Source organism: Pseudomonas sp. zfem005 (assembly GCF_032621735.1).
In the GTDB taxonomy this organism is placed as follows: domain Bacteria; phylum Pseudomonadota; class Gammaproteobacteria; order Pseudomonadales; family Pseudomonadaceae; genus Metapseudomonas; species Metapseudomonas solani.
On the sequence record NZ_JAVYJE010000016.1, the window covers coordinates 1 to 13,840 of the forward strand.

Genomic DNA, 13,840 nt, shown 5'->3' on the forward strand with positions numbered 1-13,840 from the left:
AGTGAGTGTGGAGGGGCGGAGCACTATCTACGTCGCAGGCTCAGGGCCTAAGGGTGGACACGACTTCCAGCCCCTCCCCCGATGATCAGTCGGGAACTATTACCCCTGAAGGGGTAGTTAGTCGAGATACAAGGGTGGATGACGCTTCACCCATCCACCAAGCGGAACAACCGATCGCACAGAGCTGTACCCGGCACCCGCGCCATCCCGGTGCCTTCAAAAAATAAACGCAGGGGCGCCCCCAACGCCGTCGTACAACCCTCGAACCCGCCCTTTTCCCGGCAACGAGGCTCCCATGAACGCCACCCTGCGCAACGCCCTGCCCCACCTGCTCTGCCTGCTCCTGCTGTGCGCCGGCCTGGCCGAGGCCAGGGAACGCCAACACGCAGGCGGCTTCGTCACCGGCCGTGGCCAGGCCGGCACCTGGCAGACCCAGCGCAGCGGCAACCTGGCCGACGGGCTGACCCGCCAGCGCAGCGTCACCGGCGACGACGGCCGCAGCACGAGTCGCACCAGCACCACCCGCTACGACCGCGACAGCGGCCAATTCAGCCGCAGCGGCAGCGGTGCCGATGGCCGTGGCGTCACCCTCGAAGGCACCCACGCCGACGGCCAGAGCAGCGGCACCTGGACCACCACCGACGGCCGCAGCGGAACCTTCAGCCAGCAGTCCCAGCGCGGCGACGACGGCCTCACCCGCCAGACCCAGGTCACCAACGCAGCGGGCGAGACGGCACAGCGTTCGGCCAGCTACAGTTTCGACCGCGACAGCAACACCCTTTCGCGCAGCGTGACCGGCAGCCAGGGCGAGACCCGCAGCGGCAGCGTCACCCTCACCCCCTCGCCCTGAACCGGAGGCCCGATGACGCGCCCCATCCCGCTGCTGCCCGATTCCCGAACGCCCTCGATGCCCGGGTAGCCACGACGGATGCAGCTCGACGACGAACGCCTGATGGCCGCCGTGGCCGAAGGTGACGAACGCGCCTTCGCCACCCTGGTGCAGCGCCACCTGCCCCGCGCCTACGCCATCGCCCGGCGCGTGCTGCCCGAGCAGGCCGATGCCGAGGACGCCGCCCAGGAAGCCTTCACCCGCATCTGGACCCACGCCGCCGACTGGCAACCGGGCCGGGCGCGCTTCACCACCTGGCTGCAGCGCATCCTGGTCAACCAGTGCCTGGACCAGCTGCGCCGCCGCAAACGCCGCCCCGAGCAGGACATCGACGCCCTGCTGGACGAGCTGCTCGACCCCGACGCCGACACCGCCGCCGAAGTGCAGCGCGCCCGCGAGGCCGCCGAGGTGCAGCGGGTGGTGCAGCGCCTGCCCGACAAGCAACGCATGGCCGTGGTGCTCTGCTACTTCGAGGAGCACAGCAACCCCCAGGCGGCGGAGCTGATGGGCGTGCATATCAAAGCCCTGGAGGGGCTGCTGGGCCGCGCCCGCGCGCAACTGCGCCGCTGGCTGCCCGGCCGCCCGAACGAGGAGAACACCGATGAACGATGAACAGGACCTGCGCCGGCGCCTTGCCGCACAGCCAAGACCGACGCCCCCGGCCGACCTCGCCGCGCGCATCGTCGCCCACGCCACCGCGCAACCCCAGCGCCAACCCTGGAGCCGCCGCCTGCAGCGCGCCCTGGAGCAATGGCGCTACGGCTGGCAGGTGAAGCTTGCCAGCGTCGCCCTGTGCGGCCTCCTTGGCCTGCTCGTCGGGCACGTCAGCACGCCGGCCGACGACGACCTCGACGTCGCCGCCCAGGCCATGAGCCCGCTGCTATGGACGGACCAACCATGAACAAGACCTGGCTGCTCGGCGGCGCCCTGCTGCTGTCCCTCGCCGGCAACGCCTTCCTCGGCGGCTGGCTGATCGCCCGCCCGGCAGCGGCCGAAGCCGGCCTGCAAGGCCAGCCCCTGCGCCAGCTCATCGCCAAGGTGCAGGAGCTGCCGCCGGAGCAACGCGGTGAAGTGCGCGCGGTCATCCGCCAGCACGCCCCGCAGCTGCGCGAGCTGGCCGCCGCCAACCGCGAGAACCGCCAACAGTTGCTGGACCAACTGGGCCAGGAGCCCCTGGACCACGCCGCCGTGGAGCAGCGCTTCGCCCGCCAGCGCCAGGCCACCGCGGCACTGCAGACGGCGGCCCAGGCAATGCTGTTGGAGATCGCCGAGCGCCTGCCGCAGGAACAGCGGCGCCGCTTCCTCGACCGCCCGGAAGCGTTCGGCGCCCCGTAAGGCTCGCAAGCCACCTGGCGCTGGCAGGCCGGCACGCCCTGTGCTTGGCTGAACGGGTGCCACGCCGCCGGGCGTGCATCGCCGGGAGAATTCGATGTCCCGATTCCGGGTCCTGTTGTTCATCTGCCTGTTCGCCTGCGCCCGCCCGCTCTTCGCCGAGGGCCATATCCGCATCGCCATCGGCGAGTGGCCGCCCCTTATCAGTGCCTCGCAGCCCGGCAACGGCGTGATCCCCACCCTGGTCAGCGAAGCCTTCGCCACCCAGGGCATCACCGTGGAATACGGTTTCTTCCCCTGGAAGCGCGCCTTCGAGGAAGTGCGCCAGGGCCGCTGGCAAGCCTCGGCCGTGTGGGGCCGCAACCCCGAGCGCGAGGCCTGCTGCCTGTTCTCCGAGCGGGTCTACAGCGACGAGGTGGTGCTCTTCTACAACCGCGCCCGCCCGGTGCAATGGGACGGCACGCCGGCCGGCATCGAGGACTTACGTGGCCTGACCATCGGCCTGCCCCTGGGCTCGGCGAAGACCCCGCTGCTGGAGGAAGCCGAACAACGCGGCCTGCTGAAATACGAAGTGGGCGGCGATGAAACCAGCAACCTGCGCAAGCTCGCCGCCGGGCGCATCGACGCCGTGGACATGGTCAAGGGCACCGGGCAGTGGCTGGTGAACCAGAAGCTGGACGCGGACGAAGCCGCGCAGCTGGCCACCACCGCGCCGCTGCAGAGCTGGGAGTATTTCGTGCTCTTCGCCGGGCAGCCCGCCGGCAACCGCAGCTATGTGGAGGCCTTCGACAAGGGCCTGGCCGCCCTGCGCGCCAGCGGCCGCGAGGCCGAGTTGTGGCGGCGTTTCTTCGCCGCGCCGCGCTAGCCTACGGCGCCTGGCGGGCTCACCCGACGAGCTTCAGGGTGCCCCTCGCCGCGCCACAAGGCGTAACCTTGACGCTCCGCTACGCTGAACCCGTGCCCTCTCACAAGGAAACCGCATGAGCCTGTCGCTTCTCAGCCGCTACGCGTTCTTCGCCTTCTGCGTGCTCTTCACCCTCGCCACCCTGCCCTTCATCGAACATGAATGGGTCTGGCCCTTCACCCTGCTCACTGGCGTGCTGTCGCTGGTCGGCATCCTCGACCTGCTGCAGAAACCCCACGCGGTGCGCCGCAACTACCCGATCCTGGGCAACATCCGCTACCTGGTGGAAGGCATCCGCCCGGAAATCCGCCAGTACCTGCTGGAAGCCGACGGCGACAAGCTGCCCTTCTCCCGCGCCCAGCGCTCGCTGGTGTATGCGCGAGCCAAGAACGAAGGCGCCGACAAGCCCTTCGGCACGCTGATGGACGTCTACCAGGCGGGCTTCGAATTCATCGGCCACTCCATGCGCCCGGCACCGCTGAGTGACCCGTCGGCCTTCCGCATCGAGATCGGCGGGCCGCAGTGCAAGCAGCCCTACTCGGCGTCGATCTTCAACATCTCGGCCATGAGCTTCGGCTCCCTCAGCGCCAACGCCATCCGCGCCCTCAACCAGGGCGCCAAGCTCGGCGGCTTCTACCACGACACCGGCGAAGGCAGCATCAGCCCCTACCACCGCGAGCACGGCGGCGACCTGGTGTGGGAACTGGGCAGCGGCTACTTCGGCTGCCGCACCGCCGCCGGCCTGTTCGACCCGGAGCGCTTCGCCGCCCAGGCGCAGGACCCGCAGGTGCGGATGATCGAAATCAAGCTCAGCCAGGGCGCCAAGCCGGGCCACGGCGGCATCCTGCCCAAGCACAAGGTGACCCAGGAAATCTCCGAGACCCGCGGCGTGATGATGGGCGAGGACTGCATCTCCCCCTCGCGCCACAGCGCCTTCTCCACCCCGGTGGAGATGATGCAGTTCATCGCCCAGCTGCGTGAGCTGTCCGGCGGCAAGCCGGTGGGCTTCAAGTTCTGCCTGGGCCACCCCTGGGAATTCATGGGCATCGCCAAGGCCATGCTGGCCACCGGCATCTACCCCGACTTCATCGTCGTCGACGGCAAGGAAGGCGGCACCGGCGCCGCGCCCCTGGAGTTCACCGACCACATCGGCGTGCCGCTGCGCGAGGGCCTGCTGTTCGTGCACAACGTGCTGGTGGGGCTGAACCTGCGGGACAAGATCAAGCTCGGCGCCAGCGGCAAGATCGTCAGCGCCTTCGACATCGCCAGCGTGCTCTCCATCGGCGCCGACTGGGCCAACTCCGCGCGGGGCTTCATGTTCGCCATCGGCTGCATCCAGTCGCAGAGCTGCCACACCAACAAGTGCCCCACCGGCGTCGCCACCCAGGACGCCCTGCGCCAGCGCGCCCTGGTGGTGCCCGACAAGGCCCAGCGCGTGCACAGCTTCCACCGCAACACCCTCAAGGCCCTGGCCGAGATGCTCGCCGCCGCCGGCCTCGACCACCCGGCGCAGCTGGAGCCGCGCCACCTGGTGCGCCGCGTCTCCGACAGCGAGATCCGCCTGTTCTCCCAGCTTCACGTGTTCCTCAAGCCGGGCGACCTGCTCAAGGACACCATCGAAGCCGACTTCTACGGCCGCATGTGGGAGATGGCCCGCGCCGACAGCTTCGAGGCCGCCTGCGGCTGGTGACGCGCTTGTTGGCTGCGCCTTGGGGACAAGGACGTCCCCTTCACGCTTTCCTGAACGACTTCACGCGCACACCGTAAGTCTCCCCCGCAAGCTCCAGGCGCCCGTGGGTGACCCGTGCTCCGGGGTAGAGCTTCGATTCCCACAAGTCGTCAGGCATGCCGTCGACTTTGGGGCCGGTGTACTTCTTGGTGGCATGGCTGGCGAAATGGCCGTTGGAAATGGCCATGAGGTCCACATCCGCGGCATCGTGCCCCGCTGGCACCTCGACGAACCCCTTGCTCAGGTAGAACTGCACCATGCCAGTGACCGCCTCCACATCGAACTCGAGCGTGGTGTCGCCCACCGTCCAGCCGATGCAGTTGTAGCCGTCATAGCAGCCGGGGGAGGTCACGTAGACATTGGCGCGGGTCAGGCCGGGGAAGGCCGCGCTGTAGTCCGCCCACTCCTCATCGGTGACCGGCCTGGGTAGCGAATCGTGTTGAACGGTGCCAACGGCGGCGGTATTCACGGGTTTCTTCTTGGGCGGCATGGGGCACTCCATCGCTGGGCCGGGTCGTCAGTGGCAGCCTCCTGGCCCATCTGCGAGAGGATCGCTGCCAAGGACTTCTTATAGACCACCGCCCATCATTCACCCGGGGTGAGCAGGCTCCAACGAGCGCTCCATCACGATGGTGCGCTCCTCGCCCCGGATGATCTGCTGCACGGCCTGGAAGCCCAGCCCCGCATAGAAGCCTTCGGCGGTGATCGACGACGGCACCTTCAACACCGCGACGCCGCGCTCCCGGGCCAGCGCCTCGACCTGTTCCATCAGCCGCCGGCCGACGCCCAGCCCCTGGGCACCCGGCGCGACGAAGACGGTGCGCACCACATCGCCATCCAGGCTGGCGGTGCCGATCACGCAGCCCGCCTCCTCCGCCACCAGCACCTCGCGCGCCGCCAGCAGCCCCCGCACCTGCTCGGGGCCGAAGTTCGCCTGCACCGAGGCGATCACCGCCGCCGGGTAGTCGCGGGCGTTGCTCTCGGCCAGCGCCAGGCGCACCACCTGGCTGATGGCCGCTGCGTCGTCGGCCGTGGCCGTTCTGATCTGGTATTGCATGTTCGACTCCTTAATTCCTGCCCGGCAAACCCGCTTGCGAAAGCGTGCCGGGCCATCCGACACAAGGCTCAAATAATTCTGCAACTCGCTCCACATCACTCCGGTCTATGGTTACCAACGATCATGCTGTCCGTCGCACAGCGGCGTCGAGCCACAGTCGCCACGGCCAGGATCCGATTCAAGCCCGCCGTCGACCGGACAAAGGAGTTGCCCCACGTGAAGTGCTTGATCTGCGAACACGAAGCCAAGCCCCTGGAATCGCGCGGCCCCGGCCTCGCCCTGCGTTGTCGCGAATGCGGCAGCTACCAGGTGGACGAACGCCTGCTGGCGCGCCTGCGCCTGAGCGGCGAAATCCTCGATGAACAACAGGCCCGCACCCGCCTGCACTTCCGCCGCGCCGGCCACCAGGGCCTGCCGCTGCTGGACGCCGCCGACGCCGACCTGCTGCAACCACGCCCGCTGATCCACGACTGGATTCGCGACATCTCCAGTTGCTGAGAGGCTGTAGGACATCGTCGCGCCCTAAGGGCCGCCCATCGTCGGCGAGCCCTGCTTCCAGGTTGCGGTGATATAGTCCGCCGCGATTTTGCGGCCAGGTCGGCACGGAAGCGGAGGACATCATGAATATCTACACAGCGGGTTATGAAGGCCTCTCCATCGATGCCTTCATCGCGCGCCTGCAAGAAGCCGGGATCGACAAGGTCCTCGACGTTCGTGAATACCCCCTCTCGCGCAAGCCGGGCTTCTCCAAGAAAGCCTTTGCCGAATGCCTGGCGAAAGCGGGCATCGCCTACGAGCACGAGCCCGCCCTCGGCTGCCCCAAGCCCGTACGCAAGCGCTACAAGGAAGATGGTGACTGGACCGCCTATGAGCGTGGCTTCAATGCCTATATCGACACCCAGGATGCGCGGCTCCATGACCTGCTCGCCGAAGTGCCCAGCCAGCGAATCTGCATGGTCTGCTACGAAGCGGACGCCCGGTTCTGCCACCGCAACCTGATCGCCCAGCGCGCCCGCAGCCTTGATGGAGCGCTGCAAGCCGTTCATCTCCCTCTCAAAGCAACTGCAATTGCAGACCTGTTCCCGGCTGTAGCCTAGGCGGATAGATCACGCTAACGATCAGCCACTGCCCCGGGAAACGGTGCATGTTGCCCATCAGGAACATAAGGTCCCGACTCGGCAGGACCCTCTCGAATTTTTCCCTGAAAGGCGTCTCCCAGTCGGAACCGTGTTTTCGAAGCACCTTCCGATACAAGGCGCAGGCCTCCCAATCCGAAATCTTGTGGGTATGGCTGACCACCTGCCCGCCGATCTGGCATTCGTAGTCGTAGTAAAAGTCGAACGGCACCTTTTCCAGGCGCTTGATGCTGGCAACCTCGTCCTCATCAAATAGGCTGGCCTGGCGCTGCATCTGCTCCAGCTTTTCCAGCTCCTCGGCGGTCCACTGCTCGGTGCCCGCCTTGCGAATCTGCAGGCCGGTTATCCGTGCAGGCCTCAACAACCCCAGGGTGATACCGTCCCTCAACCGCGCCTGCTCCAGCGCCTCGAAGCTCTCGTACAGCGGTAACTTCTCCAACTCGCGTCTGCGCTGCAGCCAATCACCAGCGGGCAGTGTTTCTTTAGGTTGGATAGTGTCCACGCCGATCTTGTGGCTCTCAGGGCGATGGTCCTGGGTGCTCTTCTCGATAACAGCCTCGATCCATTGCCACTTGGCGAACTGCTGATCCTCGCCGATGAGGCGGAACGGCACGGGAAACAAACGGATCAACGCGCCCTGTTCATCCATGCCGGCTACGCAGGAGGTCTCGGCATACTTGGCACTAGGACTGGGGTAGGTCTTGCAGAGAATGAGAATGCGGGCCTTTCGTCTCATGGGGGCAACTCCTTTTGTCCAGCTGACTACTCTAGACATCGCCCCTAGCCGGAACCAGGCGACACCGCCGCCGCTCCAGGCTCCGTTTTCCCATTACAGGGGCAGGATCAACGGCGCGAGCGTGCAGGCGTTTGCAGCCAATCCGCTATTCGTCGCCGGACCGGGTGCCGAGCGGGCACCGGACCGGTACAATTCGCGTCCTGCACCGTGCCGGAAGCCTTTTTGCCATGTCCCTACCCAAACACCACCTCGAACTGCTCAGCCCTGCCCGCGATGTGCACATCGCCCGCGAGGCCATCCTGCATGGGGCCGACGCCGTCTACATCGGCGGGCCGAGCTTCGGCGCGCGGCACAACGCCTGCAACGAGGTGGCCGATATCGCCCAGTTGGTGGAGTTCGCCCGGCGCTTCCACGCTCGCGTGTTCGTCACCATCAACACCATCCTCCACGATGACGAGCTGGAGCCGGCGCGCGCGCTGATCCACCAGTTGTACGACGCTGGCGTCGACGCGCTGATCGTCCAGGACATGGGCGTGATGGAACTGGACATCCCGCCGATCGAGCTGCACGCCAGCACCCAGACCGACATCCGCACCCTGGAGCGGGCCAAGTTCCTCGACCAGGCCGGCTTCTCCCAACTGGTGCTGGCCCGCGAGCTGGACCTCAAGCAGATCCGCACCATCGCCGACCACACCGACGCCGCCATCGAATTCTTCATCCACGGCGCCCTGTGCGTGGCCTTCTCCGGCCAGTGCAACATCTCCCACGCCCAGACCGGCCGCAGCGCCAACCGCGGCGACTGCTCCCAGGCCTGCCGCCTGCCCTACACCCTGAAGGATGACCAGGGTCGCGTCGTCGCCTTCGAAAAACACCTGCTGTCCATGAAGGACAACAACCAGAGCGCCAACCTCAGCGCCCTGGTGGACGCCGGCGTGCGCTCCTTCAAGATCGAAGGGCGCTACAAGGACATGGGCTACGTGAAGAACATCACCGCCTACTACCGCCAGCGCCTGGACGGCATCCTGGAAAACCGCCCGGACCTGGCCCGCGCCTCCAGCGGCCGCACCGACCACTTCTTCGTGCCCGACCCGGACAAGACCTTCCACCGTGGCAGCACCGACTACTTCGTCACCGACCGCAAGATCGACATCGGCGCCTTCGACTCCCCCACCTTCACCGGCCTGCTGGTGGGCAACGTCGAGAAGGTGAACAAGCGCGACCTGCTGGTGGTGACCCAGGAGCCCCTGTCCAACGGCGACGGCCTCAACGTGCTGGTCAAGCGCGAGGTCGTGGGCTTCCGCGCCAACATCGCCGAGCCCAAGGGCGAGTTCGAGGAAGACGGCGAGAAGCGCTACCGCTACCGCGTCGAGCCCAACGAAATGCCCGAGGGCCTGTTCCGCCTGCGCCCCAACCACCCGCTCTCGCGCAACCTCGACCACAACTGGCAGCAGGCCCTGCAGAAGACCTCGTCCGAGCGCCGCATTGGCCTCTCCTGGGTCGCCACGCTGCGTGAAGAGCGCCTGGAGCTGACCGCCACCAGCGAGGAAGGCATCACCGCCAGCGTCGCCCTGGAAGGCCCCTTCGGCGCCGCCAACAAGCCCGAGCAGGCCCTCGAACAGCTGCACGACCTGCTCGGCCAGCTGGGCACCACCCAGTACCACGCTGACGCCGTGGAGCTGGACGCGCCCCAGGCCTTCTTCATCCCCAACTCCCAGCTCAAGGCCCTGCGCCGCGAAGCCATCGAGGCGCTGACCGCCGCCCGCGTCGCCGCCCACCCGCGCGGCGGCCGCAAACCCGTCGCCGTGCCGCCGCCGGTGTACCCGGAAGCGCACCTGTCGTTCCTCTACAACGTCTACAACCAGAAGGCGCGCGACTTCTACCACCGCTATGGGGTGCAGCTGATCGACGCCGCCTACGAGGCGCACGAGGAAGCCGGTGAAGTGCCGGTGATGATCACCAAGCACTGCCTGCGCTTCTCCTTCAACCTCTGCCCCAAACAGGCCAAGGGCGTGACCGGCGTGCGCACCAAGGTGGCACCGATGCAACTGGTGCACGGCGACGAAGTGCTGACCCTGAAGTTCGACTGCAAACCCTGCGAAATGCACGTGGTGGGCAAGATGAAGGGCCACATCCTCGACCTGCCGCAACCCGGCAGCGCCGCGACCCAGGTGGTCGGCCACATCAGCCCCGACGACCTGATGAAAACCATCCGCAATCGCGCCCCGCATTAAGGCAAAGCCCCTGTAGCCCGGGCTTCAGCCCGGGACGGAACGCACGCAAAGCCCCTGGACTGAAGTCCGGGCTACGCCCTATCCGGCAATTGGTAGGAGGATTACCCCCCTCCACCAGAGGCCCTCCCGGACATCGAGAAACGAGCCCGTCACGCCATCGTGGAGGGCAACGTTCCAGAATCATCTCGGAAATCATCGGTGCGATGTGCAGCCGCGCCTCTAGGCGCTGAAGCGCTTCTGGAGACGACGTTACTCACGAGTGATTCGCTTATGCCGGAACATCCCCTTGGGCGGGAAGCGGCACTCAATCGGTGACACTGAAAATCTGATACCAGCCCTCTGCCCACTCCAGCCGCTGCTTGAGAAACTTCGAGTTCTCCGGGTAGTTACCAATCAGCGTGGGATTCCATGAGCTTTTGCTCCAATCCGTGCCCGAAGAGGATTGGGTTTGCGGTACAGGGAAGGAGTAGTACAGCGTGGTCAACGAACTACCGGCGTCGGCCCTGTGGAAACCCATGCCAAGTGCAGTGTCGGGAAGTGTCAGGCCCTGCGCTGCAAGGCGCTGCGCGGCCAGCCTGTAGATGGGCTGTTGCCATGGTGTGACGATATGGTTGGCCCAGTAGCAGAGTTGGGGGCCGAGCGCCTCATTCTGGCTGACTTTCTTGACATAGTCCGCAGCTTGATCGCACGCCTGGTACTGGCTGAACCCCTGGTTGTCCCTGGCCGTTTGCAGCCGAATGACCATCAGCTCCGAGAGTCGGCCGTTATCGCTTTGCGTTAAAACCAAGACGTGATCGGCGCCACGGCTCGATGGGGTTTCCACGTAAGCGAGAGCCTGCCAGTCCCCATCGGGTAGAAGCAGTCTCTTCTGGGAAACATCCACATAGTTGCTGTAGACCTTACCGGTATAGGGATCCGCCTGCTTGGAGCCTGTCATGGGGGCCGTGCCACCGACGATGGTAAAGCGGTCGCTCTTGTATGCGCCCTGGAAGGAAGCGGGAGCCAATCCCGTCAGCGCCTGTAGTTTCGTCATAGCCTTCGCGTACTCCGGGGAGTCCTGCTTGTAGGCGTAGAAACTCCCGGACTGCCTGGTGCAATTCATACAGGAAGAGGGTTTGTCGCTATACACCTCGACGGGGGTGCTATCTGATACGCCTTCGATGTCCTGGCCGTGGTTGCCACTGAGAATGACCTTGCGCAGGTCAGTTGCAGGACGGGCCACGATCTTCCAGCGAACAGGCTCGTATGCCATCAGCGCGAGGACCATGGGTGCAGACGTTCGATTCACATACACGGTGATGGTCTTGGTCGTCCTTTGGCCAGCGTACTTCGAGTGGCACGCCATCATTGCCGCTGGTTCGTCAGACAGGGCGGTGCAATTACTCCACCACGGTTTTTCCTTCTCACCCTCGGGGAGAGCACCTTCGTACACACCGATGACATGCAGTTCGGTGTCGGAGGAAAATGTCGCGGTGGGCAGCACCACGGATGTATCCAAGGCAGGGTCCAGCGCGTTGTGTAATACAACGGAGGGGAGCACCAGGGTGCCTGCCAGCTGTCCGGGGGGAGTCACCACGCTGGGGGTGTATTGCCCTTGCCCTTGCCCTGTACTTGTTAACGAAAGTGGCCGCCACGGAGCGAGCAACACGAACAGTGACGATGCCAGGAGCGTCAGGCAAAGCGTCCAGCGCCAAGCCGAGGAGTTGCTCCACAGGCTATCTGCATGGCCCATGTTCTAGCTCCGCGAACCGTGAGGCAGCATTGCTCTGGCGGTAATGCGTTGATCTGCATCGAGGAACAGTTCGACCTTCGGAAGCCCCGCTTTCTTGGCGGTTATCAGCGAGTCGGCCAGTTGCTCCTCAATCGCCCTGATCAGATCGCGCGATGAGCCGAGCTTGCCCAGTTTCTGATAGCGCCTCATGAGCAGGAGAATGATATTGGGGTCGATGCCCCGATCGGCCACATCAAGGCCATAGCCGCGGATCATTTCTTCGATTTCAAGTGCAGCTACCCGTGCGATATCGAGCCCCTTGAACGGCTGGAACACGAAGATCCTGTCCAGTCGATTGAGGACTTCGGGCGCAAAGCTGGCTTCACGTAGCGCGTTCACGGCAGCTTCGCGAAGTGCATCAGGGTCATCCGCGTACTGCGTGGATATCTCCCCCAGGCGCTTGGTCCCGGCATTGCTAGTGAGAATGAAGATCGCCGACGTGGTAGATACCTGATTGCTATCGGAGCGTTCGGTGATGAAACCATCGTTCCAGGCCGTCAGGAACGCCTTGAGCACGTCGGGATGGGCCTTCTCTATTTCGTCCAGCAGCACCACGGCGTTCGGGTTGTCTTGCAGGCCGGACGTTAGTTTTCCGTAGGTATCCGAGCCCACGTAGCCCTTGTTCATGCCGAGCAGTTGCGAAAGCGAGTGGCTGCCGGCAGCGAACTGGGTCATATCCAGGTGCAACAACGGGCGCTCCAGCTCTTTGGCCAGGACCTTGGCGAGTAGGGTTTTCCCCGTACCAGGTGGCCCTGCAAGCAGGAAAACACCCACGGGCTTGCCGCGTTGGGACAGCGCTAGACGTCGACGAATTTGCGCGGAGATATCCTCGCAAACGGCATTCTGCCCGATGACGCGTTGCTTCAGCGCTTCTGCCAGGCTCTCCGCATCTATGAAGATGGCAGTTTCCTGCTTCTCCAGCCCCTCCTCTATCACCTGCTTGTTAGTGAGCCTGTCCAGGATGTCCATAAGGGGTCTCGCTTTTAGAAAATCCGGCAATCTTTCATGGAAGTGCAGCCAGCCCAGCAGCAGGAACAACCACCCGAACAATGCTGCGCTGGCCAGGTACCAGGCAATGGCGTGAATGCTCGATATCAGTGATGCAATTGCCTGCGGTTGTGGCCAATGGTTCTCGATGAATTGGTAAAGCATGGTGAAGACCATGATGGCGAAAAGCAGCGGCATGTACCGGCTAATGCGACTCAGCATGCATTTTCCACTCAGAAGGTAACGGGGACGATCAGGGTCTGTCCCGGCTCGATGACCGGCATCGAGATTCCGGCTGCACCGCTACGCAAGCCCAAGGTGATACCTCCGCCGCCATCATGCACACCCCGTATCGTCACGGAGAGGGTTGCGTCCACAGGTATAGCGAGCTTGTTGGGTACATTGAGTATCGGATAGTCGACCTCATACCCGGCTGAGGAGATGTGCACGATATCGCCGTCCTGCGCAGCAAAATCCCATAACTCGATCCAAGCCAGGGAGCTGGTGGCATCGGCATCGCCTAGCCGGAATGTCAGGCTGCTTTTCAGCGCCTGGCGCTGGTCTGCGCTGAGTTTCATCGAGTCCAAGGCAATGTCGACCTCCCCCGCCGGCACCGGTGTCAGCGCGAATGGCTTGGCTTGGGCGAACTCGGTGGCCAGACGTGATTTCGTGCTTGCGGGAACGTGGTCGCTGGAAGTCGCGTCAAAGAGGGCGGTCATGGCATAACCCGACCCGAGGATCAGGGCCAGGGCGGCAATGGCCAAGTAACCTTTGGAGCTTTTCTTGCGGGGTGGAATACCTTTCGACAGCTGACTGCCGAGCTGGGGTTGCAACTCCAAATGATTCATGTTGAAAGCCATTTAATCCGTTAAAAGACTGCATTTGGGGGCGCCGCGACTGGGTTTGTTTGCTGTCTTTATTCAGCCACTTTTTGGAGTGCACAGGTAAGACGTCAGCAACAACTCAGTCACTAGATTGAGCACGAATGGTGCAACGCCCCATGCCCCAGAATCGCTGCCAGAGTGTACAAGCGACCGACTCTGGCCGAAAGCATCTGCAACTGCCCAC

General features: G+C 64.6%; 15 protein-coding genes. 9 read left to right on the forward strand and 6 right to left on the reverse strand.

All coding sequences use genetic code 11. The annotated features are described in order from the left end of the window. The first annotated feature begins 295 nt into the window (after positions 1-295). From RTW82_RS28320 to RTW82_RS28345, 6 genes are all read left to right on the forward strand, one after another. Complete coding sequence (locus RTW82_RS28320; RefSeq protein WP_316927155.1) at positions 296-850, forward strand: hypothetical protein; 555 nt, start codon at positions 296-298, stop codon at positions 848-850. 78 nt (positions 851-928) lie between these two features. Further along, entirely contained in the window at positions 929-1,501 is a 573-nt protein-coding gene (locus RTW82_RS28325) for a sigma-70 family RNA polymerase sigma factor (RefSeq protein WP_316927156.1), read from the forward strand. Then, positions 1,491-1,790, forward strand: coding sequence for a hypothetical protein (locus tag RTW82_RS28330; RefSeq protein ID WP_316927157.1), 300 nt, complete (start codon positions 1,491-1,493; stop codon positions 1,788-1,790). The genes RTW82_RS28325 and RTW82_RS28330 overlap by 11 nt, the downstream gene beginning before the upstream one ends. Next, complete coding sequence (locus tag RTW82_RS28335) at positions 1,787-2,224, forward strand: periplasmic heavy metal sensor (RefSeq protein WP_316927158.1); 438 nt, start codon at positions 1,787-1,789, stop codon at positions 2,222-2,224. Before RTW82_RS28330 ends, RTW82_RS28335 begins: the two co-directional genes overlap by 4 nt. A gap of 94 nt (positions 2,225-2,318) precedes the next feature. Beyond that, a complete protein-coding gene (locus RTW82_RS28340; RefSeq protein WP_316927159.1) occupies positions 2,319-3,086 on the forward strand; it encodes a substrate-binding periplasmic protein in 768 nt (255 codons plus the stop codon). Between the two features lie 115 nt (positions 3,087-3,201). After that, complete coding sequence (locus tag RTW82_RS28345; protein ID WP_236209165.1) at positions 3,202-4,815, forward strand: FMN-binding glutamate synthase family protein; 1,614 nt, start codon at positions 3,202-3,204, stop codon at positions 4,813-4,815. A 40-nt stretch (positions 4,816-4,855) separates the two neighbouring features. On the opposite strand, the gene RTW82_RS28350 is transcribed toward RTW82_RS28345, so the two are convergent. Both RTW82_RS28350 and RTW82_RS28355 read right to left on the reverse strand, forming a co-directional pair. After that, entirely contained in the window at positions 4,856-5,344 is a 489-nt protein-coding gene (locus RTW82_RS28350; protein ID WP_316927160.1) for a hypothetical protein, read from the reverse strand. 99 nt (positions 5,345-5,443) lie between these two features. Continuing rightward, positions 5,444-5,911, reverse strand: a complete 468-nt coding sequence (locus RTW82_RS28355) for a GNAT family N-acetyltransferase (RefSeq protein ID WP_316927161.1) — start codon at positions 5,909-5,911, stop codon at positions 5,444-5,446. Positions 5,912-6,127: 216 nt separating this feature from the next. Between RTW82_RS28355 and RTW82_RS28360 the strand changes: the two genes are divergently transcribed. Together RTW82_RS28360 and RTW82_RS28365 are read left to right on the forward strand one after the other, a co-directional pair. Then, the gene (locus RTW82_RS28360; protein ID WP_271660877.1) at positions 6,128-6,409 is read left to right on the forward strand and encodes a hypothetical protein; all 282 of its coding nucleotides are present in this window, start codon (positions 6,128-6,130) and stop codon (positions 6,407-6,409) included. A gap of 122 nt (positions 6,410-6,531) precedes the next feature. Next, a complete protein-coding gene (locus RTW82_RS28365) occupies positions 6,532-7,008 on the forward strand; it encodes a DUF488 domain-containing protein (RefSeq protein ID WP_316927162.1) in 477 nt (158 codons plus the stop codon). On the opposite strand, the gene RTW82_RS28370 is transcribed toward RTW82_RS28365, so the two are convergent. Continuing rightward, positions 6,965-7,783: a hypothetical protein gene (locus RTW82_RS28370; protein ID WP_316927163.1), complete on the reverse strand. Its 819-nt coding sequence runs from the start codon at positions 7,781-7,783 to the stop codon at positions 6,965-6,967. The genes RTW82_RS28365 and RTW82_RS28370 overlap by 44 nt on opposite strands. 227 nt (positions 7,784-8,010) lie before the next feature. Here RTW82_RS28370 and RTW82_RS28375 point away from each other — a divergent pair, with 227 nt between their 5' ends. Next, the gene (locus tag RTW82_RS28375) at positions 8,011-10,014 is read left to right on the forward strand and encodes a U32 family peptidase (RefSeq protein WP_316927164.1); all 2,004 of its coding nucleotides are present in this window, start codon (positions 8,011-8,013) and stop codon (positions 10,012-10,014) included. Positions 10,015-10,318: 304 nt separating this feature from the next. On the opposite strand, the gene RTW82_RS28380 is transcribed toward RTW82_RS28375, so the two are convergent. From RTW82_RS28380 to RTW82_RS28390, 3 genes are read right to left on the reverse strand one after another with little or no spacing between them, the layout of a single operon-like run. Then, positions 10,319-11,746, reverse strand: coding sequence for a hypothetical protein (locus RTW82_RS28380; protein WP_316927165.1), 1,428 nt, complete (start codon positions 11,744-11,746; stop codon positions 10,319-10,321). Positions 11,747-11,749: 3 nt separating this feature from the next. After that, positions 11,750-12,994, reverse strand: coding sequence for an AAA family ATPase (locus tag RTW82_RS28385; RefSeq protein ID WP_316927166.1), 1,245 nt, complete (start codon positions 12,992-12,994; stop codon positions 11,750-11,752). 11 nt (positions 12,995-13,005) lie between these two features. Beyond that, a complete protein-coding gene (locus RTW82_RS28390) occupies positions 13,006-13,632 on the reverse strand; it encodes a hypothetical protein (protein ID WP_316927167.1) in 627 nt (208 codons plus the stop codon). Between the last annotated feature and the right edge of the window lie 208 nt (positions 13,633-13,840).

Excerpts from the sequence above, each read along its gene's own strand:
- RTW82_RS28355 (WP_316927161.1), bottom strand. The coding sequence starts at position 5,911 with ATGCAATACCAGATCAGAACGGCCACGGCCGACGACGCAGCGGCCATC.
- RTW82_RS28335 (WP_316927158.1), top strand. The coding sequence starts at position 1,787 with ATGAACAAGACCTGGCTGCTCGGCGGCGCCCTGCTGCTGTCCCTCGCC.
- RTW82_RS28365 (WP_316927162.1), top strand. The coding sequence starts at position 6,532 with ATGAATATCTACACAGCGGGTTATGAAGGCCTCTCCATCGATGCCTTC.
- RTW82_RS28385 (WP_316927166.1), bottom strand. The coding sequence starts at position 12,994 with ATGCTGAGTCGCATTAGCCGGTACATGCCGCTGCTTTTCGCCATCATG.
- RTW82_RS28340 (WP_316927159.1), top strand. The coding sequence starts at position 2,319 with ATGTCCCGATTCCGGGTCCTGTTGTTCATCTGCCTGTTCGCCTGCGCC.
- RTW82_RS28345 (WP_236209165.1), top strand. The coding sequence starts at position 3,202 with ATGAGCCTGTCGCTTCTCAGCCGCTACGCGTTCTTCGCCTTCTGCGTG.
- RTW82_RS28375 (WP_316927164.1), top strand. The coding sequence starts at position 8,011 with ATGTCCCTACCCAAACACCACCTCGAACTGCTCAGCCCTGCCCGCGAT.
- RTW82_RS28350 (WP_316927160.1), bottom strand. The coding sequence starts at position 5,344 with ATGCCGCCCAAGAAGAAACCCGTGAATACCGCCGCCGTTGGCACCGTT.
- RTW82_RS28320 (WP_316927155.1), top strand. The coding sequence starts at position 296 with ATGAACGCCACCCTGCGCAACGCCCTGCCCCACCTGCTCTGCCTGCTC.
- RTW82_RS28390 (WP_316927167.1), bottom strand. The coding sequence starts at position 13,632 with ATGGCTTTCAACATGAATCATTTGGAGTTGCAACCCCAGCTCGGCAGT.
- RTW82_RS28380 (WP_316927165.1), bottom strand. The coding sequence starts at position 11,746 with ATGGGCCATGCAGATAGCCTGTGGAGCAACTCCTCGGCTTGGCGCTGG.
- RTW82_RS28370 (WP_316927163.1), bottom strand. The coding sequence starts at position 7,783 with ATGAGACGAAAGGCCCGCATTCTCATTCTCTGCAAGACCTACCCCAGT.
- RTW82_RS28325 (WP_316927156.1), top strand. The coding sequence starts at position 929 with ATGCAGCTCGACGACGAACGCCTGATGGCCGCCGTGGCCGAAGGTGAC.
- RTW82_RS28330 (WP_316927157.1), top strand. The coding sequence starts at position 1,491 with ATGAACGATGAACAGGACCTGCGCCGGCGCCTTGCCGCACAGCCAAGA.